Origin of the sequence: Azospirillum sp. CT11-132, assembly GCF_047302835.1 — a bacterium.
In the GTDB taxonomy this organism is placed as follows: Bacteria; Pseudomonadota; Alphaproteobacteria; order Azospirillales; family Azospirillaceae; genus Azospirillum.
Map to the genome: position 1 here is coordinate 419833 of NZ_JBGLZA010000005.1, position 22063 is coordinate 441895.

22 protein-coding genes and 1 pseudogene are annotated in these 22063 nt (G+C 67.1%); 18 read left to right on the top strand and 5 right to left on the bottom strand.

The window, feature by feature from the left end:
• Positions 1–26 precede the first annotated feature (26 nt).
• From ACCD06_RS21570 to ACCD06_RS21580, 3 genes are all read left to right on the top strand, one after another.
• A complete protein-coding gene (locus tag ACCD06_RS21570) occupies positions 27–773 on the top strand; it encodes an ABC transporter ATP-binding protein (RefSeq protein WP_413343402.1) in 747 nt (248 codons plus the stop codon).
• The gene (locus tag ACCD06_RS21575; RefSeq protein WP_413343404.1) at positions 770–2002 is read left to right on the top strand and encodes an ABC transporter permease; all 1233 of its coding nucleotides are present in this window, start codon (positions 770–772) and stop codon (positions 2000–2002) included. The genes ACCD06_RS21570 and ACCD06_RS21575 overlap by 4 nt, the downstream gene beginning before the upstream one ends.
• A gap of 109 nt (positions 2003–2111) precedes the next feature.
• Complete coding sequence (locus ACCD06_RS21580) at positions 2112–3122, top strand: hypothetical protein (protein ID WP_413343406.1); 1011 nt, start codon at positions 2112–2114, stop codon at positions 3120–3122.
• Between the two features lie 108 nt (positions 3123–3230).
• Here ACCD06_RS21580 and hypA read toward each other — a convergent pair whose 3' ends face one another.
• Complete coding sequence (hypA, locus tag ACCD06_RS21585; RefSeq protein WP_109107123.1) at positions 3231–3572, bottom strand: hydrogenase maturation nickel metallochaperone HypA; 342 nt, start codon at positions 3570–3572, stop codon at positions 3231–3233.
• Between the two features lie 561 nt (positions 3573–4133).
• On the opposite strand from hypA, the gene ACCD06_RS21590 reads away from it, so the two are divergent.
• The 15 genes and pseudogenes from ACCD06_RS21590 (at position 4134) to ACCD06_RS21660 (ending at position 18099) form a co-directional block, all read left to right on the top strand.
• A complete protein-coding gene (locus ACCD06_RS21590; RefSeq protein WP_085091330.1) occupies positions 4134–4610 on the top strand; it encodes a 4Fe-4S dicluster domain-containing protein in 477 nt (158 codons plus the stop codon).
• Between the two features lie 2 nt (positions 4611–4612).
• Complete coding sequence (locus ACCD06_RS21595) at positions 4613–6418, top strand: aldehyde ferredoxin oxidoreductase family protein (RefSeq protein ID WP_413343409.1); 1806 nt, start codon at positions 4613–4615, stop codon at positions 6416–6418.
• 93 nt (positions 6419–6511) lie between these two features.
• Positions 6512–6784: a MoaD/ThiS family protein gene (locus tag ACCD06_RS21600; protein ID WP_413343410.1), complete on the top strand. Its 273-nt coding sequence runs from the start codon at positions 6512–6514 to the stop codon at positions 6782–6784.
• Between the two features lie 14 nt (positions 6785–6798).
• Complete coding sequence (locus ACCD06_RS21605; RefSeq protein WP_413343412.1) at positions 6799–8649, top strand: NADH-quinone oxidoreductase subunit L; 1851 nt, start codon at positions 6799–6801, stop codon at positions 8647–8649.
• Between the two features lie 20 nt (positions 8650–8669).
• Entirely contained in the window at positions 8670–9884 is a 1215-nt protein-coding gene (locus ACCD06_RS21610; RefSeq protein ID WP_413343414.1) for a proton-conducting transporter membrane subunit, read from the top strand.
• A complete protein-coding gene (locus ACCD06_RS21615; RefSeq protein ID WP_413343416.1) occupies positions 9881–10390 on the top strand; it encodes an NADH-quinone oxidoreductase subunit B family protein in 510 nt (169 codons plus the stop codon). Before ACCD06_RS21610 ends, ACCD06_RS21615 begins: the two co-directional genes overlap by 4 nt.
• Entirely contained in the window at positions 10387–11295 is a 909-nt protein-coding gene (locus tag ACCD06_RS21620) for a respiratory chain complex I subunit 1 family protein (RefSeq protein WP_109157660.1), read from the top strand. The genes ACCD06_RS21615 and ACCD06_RS21620 overlap by 4 nt, the downstream gene beginning before the upstream one ends.
• Positions 11296–11309: 14 nt before the next feature.
• Positions 11310–11852, top strand: a complete 543-nt coding sequence (locus ACCD06_RS21625; RefSeq protein ID WP_109157659.1) for a 4Fe-4S binding protein — start codon at positions 11310–11312, stop codon at positions 11850–11852.
• A complete protein-coding gene (locus ACCD06_RS21630) occupies positions 11842–12384 on the top strand; it encodes an NADH-quinone oxidoreductase subunit C (RefSeq protein ID WP_247871710.1) in 543 nt (180 codons plus the stop codon). The genes ACCD06_RS21625 and ACCD06_RS21630 overlap by 11 nt, the downstream gene beginning before the upstream one ends.
• A gap of 12 nt (positions 12385–12396) precedes the next feature.
• Positions 12397–13476, top strand: a complete 1080-nt coding sequence (locus tag ACCD06_RS21635) for a nickel-dependent hydrogenase large subunit (protein ID WP_136702827.1) — start codon at positions 12397–12399, stop codon at positions 13474–13476.
• Positions 13477–14405: 929 nt separating this feature from the next.
• Positions 14406–14486 (top strand): annotated as a pseudogene (locus tag ACCD06_RS21640) (TetR family transcriptional regulator); the annotation flags it as partial.
• 253 nt (positions 14487–14739) lie between these two features.
• The gene (locus tag ACCD06_RS21645; RefSeq protein ID WP_413344071.1) at positions 14740–14937 is read left to right on the top strand and encodes a hypothetical protein; all 198 of its coding nucleotides are present in this window, start codon (positions 14740–14742) and stop codon (positions 14935–14937) included.
• On the top strand, positions 14852–15883 hold the full coding sequence (locus ACCD06_RS21650) for a 3-hydroxyacyl-CoA dehydrogenase NAD-binding domain-containing protein (protein ID WP_413343419.1): 1032 nt from the start codon (positions 14852–14854) through the stop codon (positions 15881–15883). The genes ACCD06_RS21645 and ACCD06_RS21650 overlap by 86 nt, the downstream gene beginning before the upstream one ends.
• A 40-nt stretch (positions 15884–15923) precedes the next feature.
• Entirely contained in the window at positions 15924–16856 is a 933-nt protein-coding gene (locus tag ACCD06_RS21655) for a 3-keto-5-aminohexanoate cleavage protein (RefSeq protein WP_109072930.1), read from the top strand.
• 37 nt (positions 16857–16893) lie between these two features.
• Positions 16894–18099, top strand: a complete 1206-nt coding sequence (locus tag ACCD06_RS21660) for an ABC transporter substrate-binding protein (protein ID WP_136702826.1) — start codon at positions 16894–16896, stop codon at positions 18097–18099.
• Positions 18100–18244: 145 nt separating this feature from the next.
• On the opposite strand, the gene ACCD06_RS21665 is transcribed toward ACCD06_RS21660, so the two are convergent.
• The 4 genes from ACCD06_RS21665 to ACCD06_RS21680 all read right to left on the bottom strand — a co-directional run bounded on the left by ACCD06_RS21665 (position 18245) and on the right by ACCD06_RS21680 (position 21920).
• On the bottom strand, positions 18245–18658 hold the full coding sequence (locus ACCD06_RS21665) for a hypothetical protein (protein ID WP_109072928.1): 414 nt from the start codon (positions 18656–18658) through the stop codon (positions 18245–18247).
• Between the two features lie 17 nt (positions 18659–18675).
• Entirely contained in the window at positions 18676–20961 is a 2286-nt protein-coding gene (locus ACCD06_RS21670; protein WP_136702825.1) for a xanthine dehydrogenase family protein molybdopterin-binding subunit, read from the bottom strand.
• A complete protein-coding gene (locus ACCD06_RS21675) occupies positions 20961–21434 on the bottom strand; it encodes a (2Fe-2S)-binding protein (RefSeq protein WP_136702824.1) in 474 nt (157 codons plus the stop codon). Before ACCD06_RS21675 ends, ACCD06_RS21670 begins: the two co-directional genes overlap by 1 nt.
• Before the next feature lie 213 nt (positions 21435–21647).
• Positions 21648–21920 carry a transposase gene (locus ACCD06_RS21680; protein ID WP_169054894.1) on the bottom strand — a complete coding sequence of 91 codons (273 nt, stop codon included), beginning with the start codon at positions 21918–21920 and terminating at the stop codon, positions 21648–21650.
• Between the last annotated feature and the right edge of the window lie 143 nt (positions 21921–22063).

Genomic DNA, 22063 nt, shown 5'->3' on the forward strand with positions numbered 1-22063 from the left:
TGCGCCTTCCACCGGGGAGCCCGACCATGGGCAACTGGCTGATCGAGACCGAACACCTGAGCAAGGAATACCGATTGGGGGACGTGCCCCTGCTCGCCCTGAACGACGTGTCGGTGCGCATCGCCGCCGGCGAGTTCGTGGCCGTTATGGGGCCGTCGGGATCGGGCAAGTCCACCTTCATGAACCTGCTCGGTTGCCTCGACAGCCCCAGCGCCGGCCTCTACCGCCTCGACGGGCGCGACGTGTCGCACCTTGCTCCCGATGAACTGGCAGGGGTGCGCAACCGTCTGGTCGGCTTCGTGTTCCAGGGCTTCAACCTGCTGCCGCGCACGCCGGCAGTCGAAAATGTGGAGCTGCCGCTCGTCTACGCCGGCCTGTCCGCCCAGGAGCGCCGCCGCCGCGCCCTCGCCCGCCTGACCGAGGTCGGCCTTGCCGGGCGGGCATGGCATCATCCCTCGCAATTGTCGGGCGGCCAGCAGCAGCGCGTCGCCATCGCCCGTGCGCTGGTCAACGACCCGCTGCTGATCCTGGCCGACGAACCGACCGGCGCACTCGACTCACGCACCAGCATCGAGGTCATGGCGCTGTTCCAGGGCTTCAATGCGCGCGGCATCACGGTCGTGCTGGTGACCCACGAGCCGGACATCGCAGCCTTCGCCCTGCGCACGCTGAGCTTTCGCGATGGCCGGCTGATCGACGACCGGCCGGTCGTTGCACCCCGCGTGGCGTCCGAGGTGCTGGCGGGCTTGCAGCAGCCGGGAGCCGCGGCATGAACCCCCTGTCGTCCATCCGCATTGCGTTCGCGGCATTGCGTCTCAACCTCATGCGCAGCATGCTGACCATGCTGGGGATCATCATCGGGGTGGCGTCCGTCATCACCATGATCGCGGTCGGTGCCGGAGCGGAAGCGCGCATCGCCCAACAGATCGACAGCCTCGGCTCCAACCTCATCATCGTGGTGTCCGGCGCGATCACCTCCGGCGGCGTGCGTCTGGGCTTCGGCACACAGATGACGCTGAGTGAGGACGACGCCCAGGCCCTGCAGCGGGAAGTCCCCGAGATTCTGGTCGCGGCACCGGGCGTGCGCGGCACGGCCCAGATCATCTACGGCAACCTCAACTGGTCCACCGTGATCTTCGGCACCACCACCGACTTTCTGGCGGCGCGGGATTGGGGCATCGCCCAAGGCAGGCCCTTCGAACAAGCGGAAGAGGACCGCGCGGCAAAGGTGGCGCTGCTCGGCCAGACGGTGGCGTCCACGCTGTTCGGCAGCGCGGATCCGGTCGGCCAACTGGTCCGCATCAAGAAGGTGCCGTTCACCGTGGTCGGCGTGCTGGACCGCAAAGGCCAAAGCATGCAGGGCCAGGATCAGGACGACACAGTCGTCATGCCTCTGAGCACGGCGCGCAACCGCGTGCTGGGCGGCAGCGAGGTGAGCCGGCGGGCGGTGGGCGCCATCCTGGTCAAGATGCGCGAGGGTGCCGACATGCATGCCGCCGGGACGCAGATCCACGACCTGCTGAGGCAGCGCCACCATCTTCAGCCCGCACAGGACGATGATTTCTGGATCCGCAACCTGTCGGAGGTCGCCCAGGCACAGGAGGCGTCGTCTCGCGTGCTGACGCTGCTGCTGGCGGCGGTGGCCTCGGTGTCGCTGGTGGTGGGTGGAATCGGCATCATGAACATCATGCTGGTCAGCGTGACCGAGCGGACCCGGGAAATCGGACTGCGTCTTGCCGTCGGAGCGCGCAGCCGTGACATCCTGGGCCAGTTCCTGATCGAAGCCCTGACGCTGTCGCTGACCGGCGGGCTGATCGGGATCGCCGTCGGTGCCGCCGCCGCCTTCATCATCGGGCATTGGGCGCACTGGCAGACGGAATTGAGCGTGCCGGCGATCCTTCTGGCGGTCGGCTTTGCGGCTGTGATCGGGGTCTTCTTCGGCTTCTATCCGGCCCGCAAGGCGTCCCGCCTCCAGCCGATCGAAGCGCTGCGCTACGAGTGATGCGTGGCGGTGCAACGTACAGGGGAACGGGCGACATGAAGAACGGTCTCGACAACGCTGCCACGGTCGGCCGGTGGCATCCGCGGCGGGCGGCGGCAGGCGCGCCGGCATGATGGAAGAAAGGGCAGACTCCGGAGTTGCGCTGCGCGGACAAGGCAATGGACCGCTGCCGGCGTCGGTCGGCGGCTATGTCTGGCGCCACAGCGGCAAGCATCAGGTCGGGCTGGCGGTCCTTTCCGTCATGGTCTTCCTTTTGAGCATCTGGCCGCTCGAGATCCAGCGGCGCATCGTCAATGATGCCATCTCGTCGAGATCGCTGTCCGCGATCGTCTGGCTGTCGGTCGCCTATTTCGGCATCGCGCTCCTCGAAGGTGTGCTCAAGTTCATCCTGAACCTCTACCGGGGCTGGGTCAGCGAAAGGGCGGTGCGGCATCTGCGCATGACCATCCTCAGCTTGGCCCGCTGCGATCCACGCCGGCACGATTCACAGGAAGAGGAGGGCGTGGAAATCGCGCTGGTCCTGTCGGAAGCGGAACCGATCGGCAACTTCGTCGGCATCAGCGTGTCAGAACCCTTGCTCCAGACCGGCATCCTGCTCAGCGTGCTCGTCTACATTGCCCATCTGCGGCTGGAATTCGCGTTGGTCAGCGCACTGGTTTTCCTGCCGCAGATGATCATCGTTCCGCTGATCCAGCGGGCGATCAACCGGCGGGCGGCGATGCGCATCAGGACGCTGCGCCAGATCAGCAGCAACATCATCGGCAGCACCGGAAGCACGGTGGCCAACAGCCGGGACCAGCCCAAGCGCATCGACACCGTTTTCGCGCTGAATATGGGCATCTACACGCTGAAGTTCGGGATGAACTTCCTGATGAACCTGCTGCACCACCTCGGCGTCGCGGTGGTTCTTGGCATCGGCGGCTGGTACGTGGTGCAGGGACACATCGACGTCGGTGCGGTCGTCGCGTTCGTCTCCGGCCTCGCCAAGATCGTCGATCCCTGGGGCGACCTGATCAACTGGTTCCGGGAAGCCACCGTCAGCAGTGTGAAATACCAGCTGATCGAGACGGCGGCACGGCGGATCGCCACCGGCGGGGGGTGGGCGGACCGGTCCGTATGATGTGGGATGATTATCCAGCAACCCGCCCCTACAGGAATACCTCCGCCCTGGACGTATTGCATATGACGACCAGGATCCGCTCCATCTCGTGTTTTCACTGCCGGAACTCTATTCCCCTTCGAACGACACCACCCGCATGTCACGGCCGGCCAGCAGCGTGCGCCGGGTCCCACCGCAAGCCGGGCATGGCGCGATCAACGTGTCCGGCGCGTAGTCGGTGCCGCAGGCGTCGCAGCGCGCCTTCAGCGCCGTCCGCTCGATCGCCAGTTCCGCTCCGGCGGCCAGCGTGTCCTCCGTCACCAGGGGAAAGCAGAACAGCAGCGCGTCCGGATCGATGGCGGCGCCCGCGCCTATGTCCACCGTGACACGGGTCACTCGGCGGATGCCCTCCCGTCCGGCGCTTTCGACCACCAGGGTGACGATGCTTTCGCACAATGACAATTCGTGCATCGGTAAGTTTCCGAAGAAATCGAGGCTTTCCCCTAGGGCCGGTTCTATGTCTTCACCATAACCAGCGCAGTGGCGTTGATGTAAATCATATCGGCGCATGCAGCACTGGTGATATGAAAGAGCAGTCTGGACCAAAGATTGGCGGCCCCGCCCTCCAGACATAGTTAACAGCCGGGCACTGTGTTCATTCGATCATAACGGGTCAACGATTATGGTCACCCCAACAACGCGGACCGTCCGCCCGACAGCCCCGGGCTCCGGCGGATCGACAACGAACACCCTGGGGTGCCATCCGCCCTGACGGGCGTCCCGATCACGACAGGCCGGCTTCATCCCCGGGCCGGTCCCCCATGCCCCACATCCAGATTCTGGCCACGCCCGGCGGTTTCTCCGCCGCTCCGGCGGCGATCCCCTATTGCCGCAAGCCGGCCAAGCCACGACCCGAGGAACCAGCCCAACACCGGACGCGCGAGAACCGGCCCGCCGGAAAGGCCGGAACATACTCGACAGGAGCGCTGAGAAGCGGAGCCCGCGTCACGGTTATCAGGAGGTCACCCGACCATGAGCATGATGCTGATGATCCATCCGGACAAATGCACCGGATGCCGCAACTGCGAACTCGCCTGCTCCATGGAGCATGAGGGAGACTTTCGACCGAAAGCCTCCCGCATCCATGTCTACACCTGGGAACGTGAAGGCTTCTCCGTCCCCATGATGTGCCAGCAGTGCAAAGACGCCGCCTGCACCACCGTCTGCATGCCGAAGGCGATGCACCGCAACCCGGCCAACGGCCAGGTCGAGCTGGATCAGTCGAAATGCATCGGCTGCAAGATGTGCGTGCAGGCCTGCCCGTTCGGCTGCGCCTCCTGGGACTTCCTGGGGTCGCAGATCCTGAAATGCGACACCTGCGGCGGCGATCCGGCCTGCGCGACGATCTGCCCCACCCACGCACTGGAATGGGTCGAGGACACGGTGTCGGCGCAGGCGCGCAAACGCTCCTTCGCCACCAAGCTCAAGAACGCCTTTGCGGAGGTCTGATCATGCACGGCTGGACAGGAAAAATCCTTCGGATCGATCTCAGCACCGGCAAGATCGGTACCGAAGCGCTGAAGACCGACTTGGCGCGCGACTACATCGGCGCCCGCGGACTCGGCACCAAATACATGTACGACGAGGTGGATCCCGCCGTCGACCCGCTGTCTCCGGCGAACAAGCTGATCTTCGCATCGGGTCCGATGACCGGTACCTTCGCGCCGTCGGCCGGCCGCTACGACGTGGTGACCAAGGGGCCGCTGACCGGCACCATTGCCGCGTCGAATTCCGGCGGCGCCTGGGGGCCGGAGCTGAAATATGCCGGCTACGACATGCTGATCCTAGAAGGCCGCTCGCCGAAGCCGGTCTATCTGTGGATCCAGGACGACGAGGTGGAGATCCGCGACGCCGCCCATCTCTGGGGCAAGGACGTTCCCGAGACGACCGAGGCGCTGAACGCCGAGACGGCGACCGACGCCAAGATCGCCTGCATCGGCCCGGCCGGTGAGAATCTGTCCTTCATCGCCTCCATCATGAACGACATGCAGCGCGCGGCCGGCCGCACCGGCGTCGGCGCGGTGATGGGGTCGAAGAACCTGAAGGCGGTGGTGGTGCGCGGCACCGGTGCCGTCACCGTCGCGGACAAGGCCGCCTTCCTCGCCGCGGTGAGCAAGGCCAGCACCATGATCAAGGAGCATCCGGTCGGCGGCACCGGCTTGCGCCTCTACGGCACCAACGTGCTGGTCAATATCCTGAACTCGGTGGGTGGTCTGCCCACAGGCAACTTCCAGGACGGCCATTTCGAAACCGCCGACAAGGTGGGCGGCGAGACGCTGGCGGCCAACCAGCTGCAGCGGCCGAAGGGCTGTTTCTCCTGCATCATCTCCTGCGGCCGCGCCACCAAGGTCAAACACCCCAAATACAAGGGCGAGGGCGAGGGGCCGGAGTATGAAACCGCCTGGGGTTTCGGCCCGGATTGCCGGATCGACAACCTCGATGCGGTGATCAAGGCCAACTACTACTGCAACGAATACGGCCTGGACACCATCTCGATGGGCGGCACCGTCGCCTGCGCGATGGAGCTGTTCGACCGCGGCATCATCACGCTGAAGGACACCGAGGGTCTGGAGCTGACCTTCGGCAACGCCGATGCGATGGTCGAGGCGGTGCGGCTGGCCGGCATCGGCCAGGGCTTCGGCAAGAAGCTCGCACTGGGCTCCTACCGGCTGGCCAGCCTCTACGGCCATCCGGAACTGTCGATGACCGTCAAGAAACAGGAGATGCCGGCCTACGATCCGCGCGCGGTCCAGGGCATCGGCCTGAACTACGCCACCAACAACCGCGGCGGTTGTCACGTCCGCGGCTACACCATCAGCCCCGAGGTGCTGGGCGTGCCGGTCAAGGTCGACAAGGACAGCATCGACGGCAAGGCCGAGCTGGTCGCCCTGTTCCAGAACCTGACGGCGGCGCTGGATTCGAGCGGATCCTGCCTGTTCGCCACCTTCGGCATCGGTGCGCCCGAATTCGCCGAGTTGATGACGGCGCTGACCGGCTTCGCCTACACCGGCGACAGCTTCATCGAGGCGGGCGAGCGGATCTGGAACCTGGAGCGGCTGTGGAACCTGAAGGCCGGCCTGACCGCCGCCGACGACACCCTGCCGCCGCGCCTGCTGAGTGAGCCGATCGTGACCGGCCCGTCGAAGGGGGCGGTCAGCCGCCTGCCGGAAATGCTGCCTCTCTACTACGGCGTTCGCGGCTGGGACACCAACGGCGTGCCCACGCCGGAGAAGCTGAGCGCGCTGGCGCTGGCCTGACCCTGTCCGGTCCGCCGCCGCGGCCATCCGCCGCGGCGGCGGCGGCCGGGTGGCGGTGGTCTGGCGGCGGTCCCGGAAGAAGGGCCCTGTCCCATGAAAATCTCCTATTTCGCGCTGCTGCGCGACACCACCAAGAAGTCGCATGAGGTGTGGCAGCGTCCCGCGGCAACCCTGCGGGACCTGCTGCGCGATCTGGTCGCCGAATACGGCCCGAACTTCGCCCGCTGGATCCTGAAGGACGGTGAACTCGCCGGCTACGCCATCATCCTGGTCAACGGCCAGGACGTGCGCGGTCTTCAGGGGCTGGACACGCCACTGTCGCCGGACTCCGACGTCTTCATCTTTCCGCCGCTGGCCGGTGGCTGAGAAAGGGGCTGGTCATGACGTCCACAACGCTCCCCATTCTTCTCCTGCTCGGGGGCTTCGTCCTTCAACTCCTGCTCGCCCGCTGGCTGACGCCGGTCGGCAAGGGGGTGCTCGCGACCGCCGTGGTCTTCGCCTCCTTCCTCGCCTCGCTGACGCTGGTGCCGGCCAGCATGGCCGGCGTCGCGGCGGAGGCGTTGCTGCTGCCGGGCTGGGACGGGCCATTCTCCCTCGCCCTGCGCATCGACGGGCTGAGCGTCCTGTTCATGGTGATGGGCACCGGCATCGGCGCCGCCATCCTGCTGTTCTCCGTCCGCTACATGGAGCATGAGGAGCAGGGCACGACGCGCTTCTACGCCATCATGCTGGTCTTCATCGCCGGCCTGCTGCTGCTGGCGGGCGCCGCCGACATGCTGGGCGCCTATGTGGCGTGGGAAGTGATCGGGCTGTGCTCCTACAGTCTGGTCGGCTTCTGGTACAAGCAGAAGGCGGCGACCGACGGCGCCCGCAAGGTGCTGGTCATCACCCACCTCGCCGGCTACGGCTTCCTCGTCGGGCTGGTGCTGGTCTATGCACGGGCCGGTACGCTGGCCTGGACCGATCCGGCCGTCGCCTCCGCCTTCACCTCGGGTGTCGCAACGCTGTTCATCGTCGCGGCGATGGCGAAATCGGTGATGTTCCCGTTGCACACCTGGATCCCGGAGGCGATGAACGCGCCGACGCCGGTATCGGCGCTGCTGCATTCCGCCTGCTACGTCAAGGCCGGCGTCTACCTGATCGCCCGCATGTATGTGGTGGGTGGCAGGCAATGGCATGAGGCGATGGGAACTCCGCTGCTGGCGGTCGGCTGCGTCACCATCCTGGTCGGCGTCATCTTCGCCATGGCGCAGACCGACCTGAAGCGGTTGCTCGCCTTCCACACCGTCAGCCAGCTCGGCTACATCGTCGTCGGGCTGGCGCTCGGCACCGATCTCGGGTTGGCGGCCGGGCTGTTCTATTGCCTGAGCCACGCGCTGTTCAAGGGCACCCTGTTCATGTGCGCCGGCGCCATCCAGCACGCCACCGGCACCCGCGACCTGCGCGACCTCGGCGGTCTGGCGTCGGCGATGCCGGGGACGGCGAAGGTGTGGATCATCGCCGCGGCGTCGATCGCCGGCGTGCCGCTGACCAACGGCTTCGTCGCCAAATGGCTGCTGTTCAGCGCAGCGCTCGACAAGGGGCTGCTGGCCGTCGTGCTGGTCGGCTGGATCGGCAGCATCCTGACCGCCTTCTCCTTCCTCAAGGCCACGGTCAACGCCTTCTATGGCGTGCCCTCCAAGGCGCTGCTCGGCCGTCCGGTGCACGAGGCGTCGCCGAGCATGCTGGCCGGCATGGGGTCGATGGCCGGGCTGTGCCTGCTGTTCGGCGTCGCGCCGCAGCTGCTGATGCTGCCGATCGTCGCCCCGGCGGTGCGCTCGCTGGGCTTCGACTGGGCGGTGGAGATGAGCTGGCTCGGCATCATGACTGACCGCGGCACCATCGCGGTAACCGTCGGCGGCGGTGTGGTGCTGGCCTCGGCCATGCTGGGGCTGCTGGTCTACCGGCTGGCGCAGGCGCCGGCCCCCGGGCTGGTGTCGGTCTATTCCGGCGGCGAACCGCTGCCGGCCGGCGACCGGCCCGGCGCCGTCGATTTCGCCGAGATGGCGGAAACCGCCTTTCACCCCGTCTATTCGCTCGATCCCGATCCCGGCTATCTCCGGATCTGGCGCGCCCTGAACCGTGTGGCCGGTGCGGCGCAGACCGCGGCGGGCGCCGTCCTTGAGGATCGCCCGCTGCTGCCCATCGGTCTTGTCGCGATTGCCGCGCTGGCCGGCGTGTGGCTGGTCTGAGCGCTGCCGGAGGCATCGACATGGACACGGTCCTGATACCACTCTTCCTGGGAATCGCGCTCGGCGTCGGCCTCTACGCCCGCGCCATCCCGCAGGGGGATCGATCCTGGTGGCGCTTCGCCGCCGCCACGGTCGCTCTCACCATCGTCGCCCGGTTGGTCGGCCACTCCTTGCCCCATTCCTGGACAGCGACCCTGCTTGCCTCCGCCGCCGAGCTGGTGGCTGTCGGCATGGTGTGGAGCGGCGGAACCGACGCGGCGCGGGCCGCCGCCCGCAAATACCTGACGGCGGTGGTCCTCGCCACGCTCTGCACCTGGGCAGCGCTGGCGCTGACCGGCCTCGGCACGCTGCGGCCGGGTGCACCCTGGGACAAGCTGGCGGTGGCGCTGCTGCTGATCGGCGTCGCGCTGAAGCTGGGGCTGGTGCCGGTCTATTTCTGGCTGCCGGCGGTGGCGCGCGCCTCGTCGGCGATGACCACCGCGCTGATCGTCGCGGTGGTCGATGTCGGCGCCTTCTGCGAGCTGCTGGCGCTGCGCGATACCGCACCCTGGATCTTCACCGGCTTCGCGCCGCTGTGGGTCGGGCTGGCGGTGCTGTCGCTGCTGGGTGCCGCGCTGCTGGCACTGGCCCAGCGCGCGCTGAAGCCGATGCTGGCCTTCTCCTCGATTGACGACATGGGCTATCTGCTGCTCGGGCTGGTCATCGGCGGCGCCGACGGCATGGCCGGGGCGTGGTTCGGCATTCTCGGCCACGCGCTGGGCAAGATCGTGCTGTTCGGCGCGGTCGGGGCGGCGGAATGGCATCTCGGCCGGGCGGTGACGCTGGACGACCGCGGCCTGTCGACCCCGCTGCCGGTGGCGAGCGCCGCCTTCATGCTCGGGGCGTTGGGCTTCATCGGCATCCCGCCGACGCTGGGCTTCATCGGCCATTGGCGGCTCTATCTGGCCGGGGCGGAGCTGGGCGGGCCGCTGCTGCTCACCGTGCTCTACGCCTCCTCGGCGATGGCGCTGCTGTGCTACGTCCGCGTCATCCACCGGGTCTGGCTCGGTCCTTCCGTCGGAACAGGCGGGAAGACGCTGCCGCGCGCCGCCGCCGCGGTCCTGCTGGTCTTCGCCATCGCGCCGGTGCTGTTCGGCCTGGCCCCGAACCGGCTGCGCCCCACGCTCGAGCCTCATCCGCACGTCGCTGAACTGACTGGCCCGCTGGTGGCCAACCCGCTGGGAGGTGTGAAATGAACCTCATCGAACGGGTCATCGCGATCTCGCGCCGCCGGTCGCCCTGGATCTGCCGACTGAACACCGGCTCCTGCAACGGCTGCGACATCGAAATCACGCCACTGCTCAGCCCGCGTTACGACGCCGAGCAGTTGGGCATCGAGCTGCACGGCACGCCCAAGCACGCCGACATCGTGCTGATCTCCGGTACGCTGACTCTGCGCTCGCGCCAAGCAATCCTCGACATCTACGACCAGGTGCCCAACCCGAAGGCGGTGGTGGCGCTGGGATCCTGCCCGTCGTCGGGCAACGTCTTCGCCGGCAGCCCGCTGGTGCTGAGCTGCTCGCTCGACACCGTCGTTCCGGTCGATGTCTGGGTGCCCGGCTGTCCGCCGCGCCCCCAGGCCATCCTGGACGGCATCGCCCGCGCCGCCAAACTGCTGGAAGACGGCGCGACCAAGAGCCAGCTGGCCAAGAGCCGGCTTGCCGGAAGCCAGCCCGAAAGCCGGTGGGGGAGGCTGTCATGAACGCCGTCTGGTCCTATCTGGTCGCCATCGCCGTCTGGCCCGGCCTGCTGTTCGCCGCCCCGCTCGGCTGGCTGGAGCTGTGGTTCATGCGCAAGCTGGTGGCCCGGCTTCAAGGCCGCCAGGGTCCGCCCTTCTTCCAGCCCTTCTTCGATGTCATGAAGCTGCTGGGCAAGGAGACGGTGATCCCCCGGGGCGTCAGCCGCGGCATCTTCCTGGCGCTGCCGCTGGTGTCGGTGGCGGCGGTGACCGCGGCGCTGGCCATCGTGCCGCTGCCCGGCAATCCGGTGCCGTCTCTGCCCGGCGACGTCGTGCTGCTGCTGTACCTGATGGAGGTGCCGGTCCTGTGCGAGGTGCTCGCCGGCTATGTCAGCCGCTCGATCTACGGGCAGGTCGCGGCGATGCGCGAGGCGATCCTGTCCCTGGCCTACAACCTGCCCTTCCTGGTCGCCATCATCGCCATGGCGCAGATGGCCGGCAGCTTCCAGATGCGCGCCCTGCAGGAGGTGCCCTACGGCCTCGTCCATCTGCTGGCGGCCTTGACCTTCCTGCTGGCGCTGCCGGCGCGGATGAAGCTCAACCCCTTCTCCATCGCCAACGCCGAGCACGAGATCATCGCCGACAGCCACATCGAATACAGCGGCCCGCCGCTGGCGCTGTTCAAGCTGTCCCACGCCATCGAGGTCGTGCTGCTGACCGAGCTGTTCGCCGTCGTCTTCATCCCGGCGACGCCCTGGCCGCTGGTCAATCTGGTGGTCTATCTCGGCGCCGGCATCCTGGTGCTTGGCGGGGTGACGCTGCTTGCGACCACCACCGCGCGGCTGCGCCTGACCCAGGCTTTCCGCTTCTACTGGGTCTGGGGCGGCCTCGCCTCGGCCATCACCATGGCCGCGACACTGGTCCGGTGAGGGGGGATACCGCCATGGCAATGCTGAAGACCATCCTCGGCAACCTGATGCGACCGTCGCGCACCCGCGCACCGGCCGACATGCCGGTCGTGCCCCTGACGTACCGCGGCGCGCTCACCCACGACGCCGGCCGCTGCACCGCCTGCGGCACCTGCGCCTTCGTCTGCGCGCCCAAGGCCATCACCTTCACCCAGGATCCCGGCGTCTCGGTGTCCTGGCATTTTTTCATCGGCCAATGCTCCTTCTGTGGGCTGTGCGAGCAGAACTGCCCGACCCGGGCGATCCATCTGCGCGCCGACATCCCCGGTTCGATGAACAGCGCCGGCGGCGACGGGCTGCGGCTGGAAAGCGTCATCCACCTGCAGCCCTGCACCCGCTGCGGCGCCGCCCATGTCCCGCTGCCGGCGGCGACGATGGACACGCTGTGGGCAGCGGATGCGGACGAGGCCGAGCGCGGCTATTGCCCCGACTGCCGCCGCTGGGCGGCGAGCGCGCGCCTGCGCACCGCCTTCATCCCGGACGGCGCTGTCGCGGAGGGAGGTCGCCATGACCGCTGACACCATGATCGCCGACACCATGACCGCCGACATCGAAAGCGCCGAACGCGCACTCCCGCGCCTGATCGAGGCGCTCCGCGCCATCCCCGGCGTCCGGTCGGTCGACCTCCGCAACGGCGCGCTGTGGGCCGACGCCCCGCTGCTGGATGTGGAGGCGATGGCCGCCGCGATGGCGGCGCTGGGCATCCGGCTCGGCACCGTGACCGCCATTCCGCACCCCGACAGCGCCGAATCGACGGTGATCTACCATTACATCGACGAACATCGGATCATCAACGTCAAGACCTGCACCCGCAACGGCACGCTCGCCTCGCTGGCGCCCAGCGTCCGGGCAGCGTCCTGGGCCGAGCGCGAGATCCGCGACCTGTTCGCGGTCGAGTTCCCCGGCCACCCCAACCCGGTCCCGCTGATCCGTCCGGAGGGGATCGACACGGCGACGCTGCGCGAGGCGATGTGCCGCCCGGCGACGGTTGCCCGCAAGCCCTCTTCTCCGCTGGCCTCCCCGCCCGCCCCTCGTCCGGCCCGTTCTTAGGAGTTTCCGGCCATGCCCTACAGCTTTCCGCTCGGCCCCTATCACCCGGCCCTGGAAGAGCCCTTCAAGGTCAAGGTGCAGTGCAAGGGCGAGGTCATCGAGTCCGCCACCGTCGAGGTCGGCTTCAGCTACCGCGGCATCGAGCTGCTGGCGCAGAAACGCAACTGGGTCGAGGTCATCACCCTCATCGAGCGCGTCTGCGGCATCTGCTCCAACACCCACGCCATGACCTTCTGCATGGCGGCGGAGACCATCGCCGGAATCGAGCTGCCCAAGCGCGCCGCCCACATCCGCACCATCATCGCCGAACTGGAACGGCTGCATTCCCACCTGCTGTGGGCCGGCGTCGGGGCGGAGGACATCGGCTTCCATTCGCTGTTCATGGAGGTCTTCACCCTGCGCGAGCGGGTGATGGACACGCTGGAGGCGATCAGCGGCAACCGGGTCAATTACGGCATGAACTGCATCGGCGGCGTCCTGCGCGACATTTCCGATCCGGCGGCCCATCTGCCGGCGCTCGACGCGCTGGCCAAGGGGCTGGGCGAGGTCGTCATCCCCACCTTCACCCAGAACCCGACCGCGCTGGCCCGCACCCGCGGCGTCGGCCGGCTGAGCAGGGAGCAGGCGGTGGAATGGGCGGTGGTCGGCCCGGTGGCGCGCGCCTCCGGCTTCGACATCGACGTGCGCAAGGACCAGCCCTACCTGTCCTACGCCGATCTGGGCTTCGAAAGCGTCGTCCGGCCGGAAGGCGACGTGCTGGCCCGCGTCGTGGTGCGGGCGCTGGAGATGATGGAGAGCGTCCGGCTGATCCGCGAGGCGCTGTTGTCGCTGCCCCCCGGCCCGCTGCGGGCAACCCAGGGGCTGCCGGAGATCCCGGCCGGCGAGGCGACCATCCGCACCGAGGCACCGCGCGGCGAGGCCTTCTACTACGTCGCCTCTGAAGGCGGGGCCTCGCCGGCCCGCGTCAAGATCCGCACCCCGTCCTTCGTCAACATCCCGGCGATCGAACCGATGGTGATGGGCCAGCCGCTGGCCGACCTGTCGATCATTCAGGCCTCGGTGGACCCCTGCATTTCCTGCACCGACCGGTAGCGGCCGGCATTGATGCAAAAAGGCCGGGCTGGTGGCGGTCGGGAGGGCAAGCGGCAATAGAGGCGCCCCCCGCTGAATCCGAGCCCCCGATGCCGTACAAGACGAATGAGCCCCGCCGCCACAGGACCCCGAATGCCCAGTACCAGATGCAGAGCTGGACAGCCTAGGATCGGGCGCTGCGCCGGGTGGTGAGCTGACGGTGTGGGAGACGCAGCAGGCGATCGCCGCCTGGACGCCGGCCAGGGCGGGACGGCGCGACGGCGCTGGCGGACGGCGCTTACGACAGCGAGCCGGTCTACCGCGCCGGGGCCGCTTACAACCCCGACGCGGAGGTGATCATCCCGCCACGCTCAACCGCAATGCCGAGCGACACGGCCGGGAGCGCCTCATGCTCCTCCGGCCGCAGGATGGTGGTGAGCGCGGCCATAGGCCGCCACCCGGTTCCGGGACGCAGGCCTAAGTCGCCCAGTTGGCTGGCCACCCGCAGCGCGGCTTGGTGCAGACTGGAAAAGCTTCAGTCCCGCTCCTCGTAGGTCAGGGCGGTCCGTGCACCATTTCGTCGGGCGCTGCGGGCCGGCGCTGCGCCGATGCTGTCGGTCCGGGCCAAGGCGATGGCGTCCACGCGTTCATCCTTACTTATGCTTGCGACCGCAAACATACTTATTGGAATGCATGTTACTTGTGAGTAGGATGGGACAAATCGATGCGCTTATCAACAGTGCGCGTGGCTATCAATCGGCCATGGCTGTTGCGGCTGTCGGCGCGATGGACGAAAGCGGAGGGGAATGCAAAGGCTGGAGGATGACCGCGTGCCGGAACGTAGTGACGATGCGATGCAAGATGCTCCAATGCGGAAAACTTTGGACGGCGGATCGCCATGAAAGGCGTCTGTGGACTGCCGGACGGAGCGGGAAGCCAAGCATGTCGCCGTGCTGCGGACGGCGGCGCAGGCCTTCTACGAAATAGGCTTTCACAACACGTCGCTGGACGACATCGCGCGGCGCCTGAATGTCACCAAGCCGACCATCCACTATTACGTCAGGAACAAGGAGAAGATCCTCTTCGAGTGCGTGCGCATCGGGCTGAAGATGCTCAGCGATGTCTCCAACGACGTGATGGGCCATGGCGGCAGCGCCTATGAGGAACTGACCGCCGTCATGCACAGATATGCCGAGATCGTCACCATGGACTTCGGCCTGTGCGTGATCCACGTCGGCGAGGAGCTTCGGCCGCCTGATCGAACGCGGCATCGCCGAGGGCTGCATCGCCCGCTGGTACCGGCCGAACGGCGACCTCAGTGCCCGCGACATCGCGGCCCAGTCCATCGACCTGCTGATGAACGGCCTGGGCAAAACCAGAACATCCGGGGAGGACCATGACACTCAATCCCAGGGCCAACCCAACGGCCAATCCGACCGACACCCGATCGGACCTTCAGGGGCCGATGGCCCCCGATCCTGACGCAGTTGGGCGCGTCGCCGTCATCGGCGCCGGCACCATCGGCGCCAGTTGGGCGGCGCTGTTCCTGTCCAGGGGGATGAGCGTCGCCATCAGCGACCCCAATCCCGCCGCAGAAGTGGCGGTGCGCGGCCTGATCGCCGAATCCTGGCCGGCGCTGGAACGGCTGGGCCTCGCCCCTGGCGCCGATCCGGAGAAGTGGAGCTTCCACACCGACCCGCGCGATGCGGCGGGCGGCGCCCGCTTCGTCCAGGAGAACGCGCCGGAGCGCCACGACGTCAAGCGCGCGCTCTATGCCGCGCTTGAAGAGGTGCTGGACGACGACGCGATCGTCGCCTCCAGCACCTCCGGCCTGATCATGAGCGAACTGCAGCAGGGGTGCCGCGTGCCGGGACGCTTCGCCGTCGGCCATCCCTTCAATCCGCCGCATTTGATCCCGCTGGTGGAGGTCGTCGGCGGCCGGGACACGACGGCCGGCACGGTCGAATGGCTGATCGCCTTCTACCGCGCAATCGGCAAACGCCCGATCCGCCTGAACCGGGAGGTGCCGGGCCATCTCGCCAACCGTCTCCAGGCGGCGCTCTGGCGCGAGGCGGTCCATGCGGTCGCCAGCGGGCTGGCCAGCGTGGAGGATGTGGACACCGCCATCGCCGAAGGGCCGGGCCTGCGCTGGGCGATCATGGGGCCGAACATGATCTTCAACCTCGCGGGCGGTGCGGGCGGCATGCCGCACTTCCTCGACCATATCGGCCCTGCGATGGAGGACTGGTGGCGGCATCTCGGCACCCCGGCGCTGACGCCGGAACTGCGCGGGCAGCTGAACGCCGGCATGCGGGAGGCGCTGCACGGCCGGTCGCAGGCCGATCTGGCGCAGGAGCGCGACCAGCTGCTCCTGGCGCTGATCGAGACGCTCCAGCAGGAACGCCGGAGCCTGGGCACCGGCTCCTGACCGCACTCGACACCACGGAAAACAAGGGAGGAGACACCCGATGAAGCGCGCCGACAAGGTCATCATCACCTGTGCCGTGACCGGCTCGATCCACACACCGACCATGTCGCCCCATCTGCCGGTCACGCCGGACGAGATCGCCCGCGACGCCGTGGCGGCGGCGGAGGCCGGTGCGGCGATGCTCCACCTGCACGCCCGCGATCCGGATACCGGCAAACCCTCGCCCTCGCCCGCCCTGTTCATGGAGTTCCTGCCGCGTATCAAGCAGCAGACCGACGCCATCCTGAACATCACCACCGGCGGCGGGCTGGGCATGACGCTGGACGAGCGGCTGGCCGCGGCCAAGCGGGCGCAGCCGGAAGTGGCGTCGATGAACATGGGATCGATGAACTTCAACATCTCCGGCGCCGCGGCGAAGTTCGACAGCTTCAAGCACGACTGGGAGAAGCCCTATCTGGAGTCGACCACCGACTTCATCCTGTCCAACACCTTCGCCCAGATAGAGCGCGGCATGCGCGAGCTGGGCGATGCCGGCACCCGGTTCGAGTTCGAGTGCTACGACGTTGGCCATCTCTACAATCTCGCGCATTTCGCCGATCGCGGCATCGTCAAGCCGCCCTTCTTCACGCAATGCATCTTCGGCATTCTCGGCGGCATCGGCCCCGATCCGGAAAACCTGATGCACATGAAGGCCACGGCCGACCGGCTGTTTGGCAACGACTATTACCTGTCGGTGCTGGCCGCCGGACGCCACCAGATGTCCTTCGTCACGCTGAGCGCCATCCTCGGAGGCAACGTCCGCGTCGGTCTGGAGGACAGCCTCTATGCCGGACGCGGCAAGCTGGCGACCTCCAACGCCGAACAGGTCGCCAAGATCCGCCGCATCCTTGAAGAGTTGAGCCTGGAGATCGCCACGCCGGAGGAGGCGCGCGCGATGCTGCAGACCAAGGGCGGTGACAACGTCGCCTTCTGACCGTCCGAAAAAATAAACCAACAGGGAGGAAACATCCATGAAATGCTGGATTCTGGCTGCCGGTGTCTGTTCCGCCGCGCTGATCGCCGGGGCCGCTCACGCCCAAATCTCCGACGACAAGGTCAAGATCGCCGTCCTGAACGACATGACCGGCGTCTATGCCGACCCGACCGGCATGGGCTCGGTCGAGGCGGTGCGCATGGCTGTGGAGGAGATGGGCGGCAAGGTCGCCGGCAAGCCGGTCGAGGTGATCTTCGCCGACCACCAGAACAAGCCGGACATCGGCGCGGCGCTGGTCAACAAGTGGATCGACACCGAACAGGTGGACGTGATCGTCGACGTCCCCACCTCCTCCGTCGCGCTGGCTGTGCAGGACATCACCAAGCGCAAGAACCGCGTCTTCCTGATCTCCGGCGGCGGTGCCGCTCAGCTGACCGGGGAGGCCTGTTCGCCGACCACGGCGCACTGGACCTACGACACCTATGCGCTGGCCCAGGGCATGGGTAAGGCGGGTGTCAAGATCCTGGGCGACAGCTGGCACTTCCTGACCGTGGATTACGCCTTCGGGCATGCGCTGGAGCAGTCGCTGACCGAGGTGCTGAAGGTCAACGGCGCCAAGGTCACCGGCTCCGTCCGCCACCCGCTGAACACCGCCGACTTCTCCTCCTACCTGCTGCAGGCGCAGGGATCGGGGGCGAAAGTCATCGCACTCGCCAATGCCGGCGGTGACACCGCCAATTCGATCAAGCAGGCGCAGGAGTTCGGCCTGCCGCAGGGCGGGCAGACCTTGGCGAGCCTGCTGATGTTCCCCACCGACGTGCATTCCCTCGGTCTGCAGGCGGCGCAGGGGCTGGTGCTGATGGATGGCTGGAACGCCGACCGCGACGACGATGCCCGCGCCTTTGCCAAGGCCTATATGGCCAGGACCGGCAAGATGCCCAGCATGATCCAGGCCGGCAGCTATTCCGCCGTGCGCCACTATCTGAAGGCCATCGAGGCCGCCGGCACCGACGAGGCCAAGGCGGTGATGGTGAAGATGCGCGAGACGCCGGTGAACGACGCTTTCGCCAAGGGCGGCACGCTGCGCGCAGACGGCCGCATGGTCCACGACATGTACCTGATGCAGGTGAAGAGCCCGGCCGAATCCAAGGGACCGTGGGATTATTACAAGGTGCTGACCACCATTCCGGGCAACGAGGCCTACCGACCAATCGACAAGGGCGGTTGCCCGCTGTTGAAGTAATCCGGCCGGCTCCCCGGCCGCTTTGGAAAACTGGCGCGGCTGGGGAGCGACTTTTCGAGTTTTGATGGGATGGACGCCGCGGTCGGCATGCGTTCGAGATCAACGATCCGGGCGGGCAATATGCGTTGACGCCGCCCGTTCGCGCTCAGTCGGGTTCGAGCTGCTTCTGCGCCTTGGTCACGGCTTCATCGCACTTGATGGCATTGCCCTGCTGGTCAAAGCTCTTGGCTTGGTTGAGCGAGGCCTTGGCCTGCATAACACGATCGCCGGCGGCACCCGCGTTTTCGGCAGAGCGAACGGCGCCGGCTTCTTTATGCTCCTTTTGGTAGGGAACGGCGGGGGTACCGACTGGATCGTGCGTGTTCTCGGCATGAATAGCCTGCCCCTCACGGGCACCAGCGACACCCTGGCCGGCGGAGGACGTGGAGATGGCGGATTCCGCCTTCTCCGCCAGCTTGGCCTCCAATGAGGTGATCCGCTCGGTGCAGGAGGCGGCGAGGGCCGGACTGCTCGCGAGGAGACCGGCGACCGCGGTCGCGAGGGTAAGGGCGAGCTTCATGACTGGTCTCCCTGCCGTCAGACGGCGAGCTGGTCGCGGATGGGGAACTGGCGAATGCGCTTGCCGGTTGCTGCGAAGACGGCGTTGGCGATGGCCGGCATCACCGGCGGCAGGCCAGGCTCGCCGACGCCGCCCATAGGCAGGTTCGGGTTATTCGGCTTGACCAGATGGACGTGGATCTCTCGCGGGGACGTGTCCATGCGGACCAGCTCGTAACTGTCGAAATTGTTCTGCTGGGCGCGTCCATCCTTGAACGTGATCTCGGCCCGCCGGGCTTGGCCGAGGCCCATGATGACCGCTCCTTCCATCTGTGAGCGGATGCGCTCCGGGTTGACCTGCGGGCCGCAATCGATGGCGATGTCCACGCGGGGAACCGACAGGCGGCCACCGTCGCCCACAGCCACCTCGGCCGCTACGGCGACGTAGGAGACGAAGCTGTAATGGGCGGCGATGCCCAGGCCGCTGCCCTTCGAAACCGTCCGGCCCCAGTCGATTCCTTTCGCGGCGGTCTCGATCACCGTACGGAGGCGCCCCGTGTCGATCGGATAGCGGTCGGGGTTCTCGCCGTAATTCCAGACGTCGCCCAGATCGGTCGGGTCGATCTTCTGCGGCTGTCCGATCAATTCCAGCAGGTAATCCTTGGGGTCACGGCCGGCTGCGTGGGCCAACTCCGCCACAAAGCATTGGATAGCAAGGGCGTGGGGGATGTTGGACACCGATCGATACCAGCCGATGCGGACATGGGCCGGCGCCTCCGGGTTTTCGGCACGGAAGTTGGCAATCGGGAAGGGCGTGTTGGTCAGACCCATACCGAGTTCGAAGGGCATCTCGTGCTTGGGGTCGGGCGCGAAGATCGAGCCGATCGTCGGAGCCACGCTACGGTGGAGCCAGGCGACAGGCCTGCCTTGCTCGTCCAGCCCGGCCTCCAGCCGCTCGATCGAAACGGTGTGGTAGTAGCTGTGGTGAAGGTCGTCCTCGCGCGTCCAGGTGACCTTCACGGGCGCGCCGTCCATGGCCTTGCTGAGGATGCCAGCCTCCAGCACATAGTCTGGTTTCGATTTCCGACCGAAGCCTCCGCCCAGCAGCGTGACGTTGACTTTGACCTTCTCCGGTTCCAGACCCAACCGCTTGGCGAGGCGCAGGCGGGTGACCTGTGGTGCCTGGGTGCAGGCCCAAACCTCGCAACCCCCGTCCACGATGCGGGCGACGGCCGCCGGGGGCTCCATCGGCGCCTGAGCGAGGTGGGGAATGTAATATTCGGCCTCGACGCGTTTGGTGGCCTTCGCCATCGCGCCGTCGAAGTCGCCCTGGGCGCGCACCAGCTTGCCCGGTTTGCGCGCAGCCTCTTCAAGCTGCTTGCGATAGCTGTCCGACGAATAGCCGGCGTTCGGTCCGTCGTCCCACTGGATCTTCAGCTTCTTGCGGCCCTGGATGGCCGCCCAGGTGTTGCGGGCGATGACGGCGATGCCGCCCAGGGGCTCGAACTCCGAGGGGATCTGCGGTGCATCGATGGCCACCACCTTCACCACCCCGGGCGTCTTCAAGGTCTCGCCCGCGTCATAACTCGACACTTTGCCGCCGAAGACCGGCGGGCGGGCGATCACAGCGTACAGCATGTCCTCAAGCCGGGTGTCGATGCCATACATGGCCTTGCCGGTGGTGATGTCCCGGTTGTCCACCAGCCCGATCTTTTCCGTGCCGATGTAGCGGAACTCCTTCGGGTCCTTCAGCCGCACCGCGTCGGCCGCCGGAACCGGCAGGGCCGCGGCAGCCTCCGCCAGATCGCCGTATCCGATGGAGCGGCCGGAGGCAGCGTGGACGACCTTGTGGTTCTCGGCCCGGACCTCCGTGACCGGGACGCCCCACTGCTTGGCCGCCGCCTGCTCCAGCATGGCGCGGGCCGATGCGCCGGCCCGGCGCATCGGCATGAAGAAGTGACGCAGGCTGCGCGAACCGTCGGTGTCCTGGTTGCCGAAGCGCTCTTCATCGCCGGGCGCCTGGGCGACCTTGACGCGCGCCCAGTCAGCCTCAAGCTCGTCGGCGATGGCCATGGCAATGGAGGTGCGGACACCCTGTCCCATTTCCGAGCGGTGGCAGGTGATCGTCACCACACCGTCTTTGGCGATGGAGACGAAGACATGCGGGTCGTCCTTCCAGCCATGCGGCATGGCGTCGGCGCCGAACTTCTTCTTTTCCTCCGCACGCGACAGGATGGGCAGCCCGACCGCCAGCACGAAGGTGGCGGCACCCATGCCGCCGAGGAGCATGCGGCGGCTGACGTTTCTGAGGGAGAGATCGCCCATCACCCGGCCCTCCGTCCGGCGGACTGGCCCTGCGCCGCCTGCTTGATGGCGGCGCGGATGCGCGTATAGGTGCCGCATCGGCAGAGATTGGCGCTCATCGTGCCATTGATGTCCTGGTCCGACGGGTTGGGAATGGCGGCCAGCAGGGCGGCGGCCTGCATGATCTGGCCGGCTTGGCAGTAGCCGCACTGCGCCACGTTCAACTCCCGCCAAGCCACTTGCACCGGGTGGTTGCCGTCGTTGGCCAGCCCCTCGATGGTCGTGATCTTCGTCCCATTCACCAAGCTCATGGGCGTGACGCAGGAGAAGGCGGGCTGCCCATCCACATGGATGGTGCAAGCACCGCACTGCGCCACACCGCAGCCGAACTTGGTGCCCGTCAGGCCCAGTTCATCGCGCAGGTACCAAAGCAGTGGCATGTCCGGATCGCCATCAAACCGGTGTTCGGTACCATTCACGCTCAAGGTCACCATGGAAGTTTGTCCTTTCCCGACGCATCCGGCTCGTCCCGCCCCCGCCATTGACGCGCAAGGGTAGCCACGCGCCTCAACAGCCGCGCGGCGGGAGAGTTTCCCCGGCTAGCCGCAATACCGTGTCGGTAAGGCTTACCTTGAACATTGCGGTGGTTGGGCCGGGCGCTGGGTCGTTGGCAGTCCACCCACCGATTGAGAGCGTGTTTGTAGACGTCATGCGCTGAATGCCTGGGGAGCGAGCCGCTTGAGGCCCCGTGCAAGGATTGAGACGAAGGCGATCTCGATGAAAGCGATGAGGTGCTCGGCCGTCCGCCCAAAGATCGTGCTCATTCGCCGATAGAAGCTGATCCAGGCGAACGATCGTTCCACCACCCAGGCGATTTCGGTCGGGAGGAAGACCCCATCGCAGCCGCGGGCGATCGGTTGATGCGGCTGTCGATCACCACCGTGCTCGGCTCCGGCGTGTCGCCCCAGACCACGTGCCATGTCCGCCGCAGCCGGTCGAGCAGCCGACGCCCCCCACCAAAAAACATGTTGAACGAAGCACTGATGATCAGTATGCTGTCTATCAGCACACTGATTAACTTCGACGGAGCGGGGAGATGACCGGCGGGCGCGGAGGCAGGCGG

Bases quoted from the DNA above. Each gene is read 5' to 3' on its own strand.
- ACCD06_RS21620 (WP_109157660.1), top strand. From the start codon at position 10,387: ATGAACGCCGTCTGGTCCTATCTGGTCGCCATCGCCGTCTGGCCCGGC.
- ACCD06_RS21680 (WP_169054894.1), bottom strand. From the start codon at position 21,920: ATGGCACGTGGTCTGGGGCGACACGCCGGAGCCGAGCACGGTGGTGAT.
- ACCD06_RS21665 (WP_109072928.1), bottom strand. From the start codon at position 18,658: ATGAAGCTCGCCCTTACCCTCGCGACCGCGGTCGCCGGTCTCCTCGCG.
- ACCD06_RS21655 (WP_109072930.1), top strand. From the start codon at position 15,924: ATGAAGCGCGCCGACAAGGTCATCATCACCTGTGCCGTGACCGGCTCG.
- ACCD06_RS21650 (WP_413343419.1), top strand. From the start codon at position 14,852: ATGACACTCAATCCCAGGGCCAACCCAACGGCCAATCCGACCGACACC.
- ACCD06_RS21625 (WP_109157659.1), top strand. From the start codon at position 11,310: ATGGCAATGCTGAAGACCATCCTCGGCAACCTGATGCGACCGTCGCGC.
- ACCD06_RS21675 (WP_136702824.1), bottom strand. From the start codon at position 21,434: ATGGTGACCTTGAGCGTGAATGGTACCGAACACCGGTTTGATGGCGAT.
- ACCD06_RS21615 (WP_413343416.1), top strand. From the start codon at position 9,881: ATGAACCTCATCGAACGGGTCATCGCGATCTCGCGCCGCCGGTCGCCC.
- ACCD06_RS21590 (WP_085091330.1), top strand. From the start codon at position 4,134: ATGAGCATGATGCTGATGATCCATCCGGACAAATGCACCGGATGCCGC.
- ACCD06_RS21660 (WP_136702826.1), top strand. From the start codon at position 16,894: ATGAAATGCTGGATTCTGGCTGCCGGTGTCTGTTCCGCCGCGCTGATC.
- ACCD06_RS21575 (WP_413343404.1), top strand. From the start codon at position 770: ATGAACCCCCTGTCGTCCATCCGCATTGCGTTCGCGGCATTGCGTCTC.
- ACCD06_RS21595 (WP_413343409.1), top strand. From the start codon at position 4,613: ATGCACGGCTGGACAGGAAAAATCCTTCGGATCGATCTCAGCACCGGC.
- ACCD06_RS21605 (WP_413343412.1), top strand. From the start codon at position 6,799: ATGACGTCCACAACGCTCCCCATTCTTCTCCTGCTCGGGGGCTTCGTC.
- ACCD06_RS21570 (WP_413343402.1), top strand. From the start codon at position 27: ATGGGCAACTGGCTGATCGAGACCGAACACCTGAGCAAGGAATACCGA.
- ACCD06_RS21630 (WP_247871710.1), top strand. From the start codon at position 11,842: ATGACCGCTGACACCATGATCGCCGACACCATGACCGCCGACATCGAA.
- ACCD06_RS21600 (WP_413343410.1), top strand. From the start codon at position 6,512: ATGAAAATCTCCTATTTCGCGCTGCTGCGCGACACCACCAAGAAGTCG.
- ACCD06_RS21670 (WP_136702825.1), bottom strand. From the start codon at position 20,961: ATGGGCGATCTCTCCCTCAGAAACGTCAGCCGCCGCATGCTCCTCGGC.
- ACCD06_RS21580 (WP_413343406.1), top strand. From the start codon at position 2,112: ATGATGGAAGAAAGGGCAGACTCCGGAGTTGCGCTGCGCGGACAAGGC.
- hypA (WP_109107123.1), bottom strand. From the start codon at position 3,572: ATGCACGAATTGTCATTGTGCGAAAGCATCGTCACCCTGGTGGTCGAA.
- ACCD06_RS21635 (WP_136702827.1), top strand. From the start codon at position 12,397: ATGCCCTACAGCTTTCCGCTCGGCCCCTATCACCCGGCCCTGGAAGAG.
- ACCD06_RS21610 (WP_413343414.1), top strand. From the start codon at position 8,670: ATGGACACGGTCCTGATACCACTCTTCCTGGGAATCGCGCTCGGCGTC.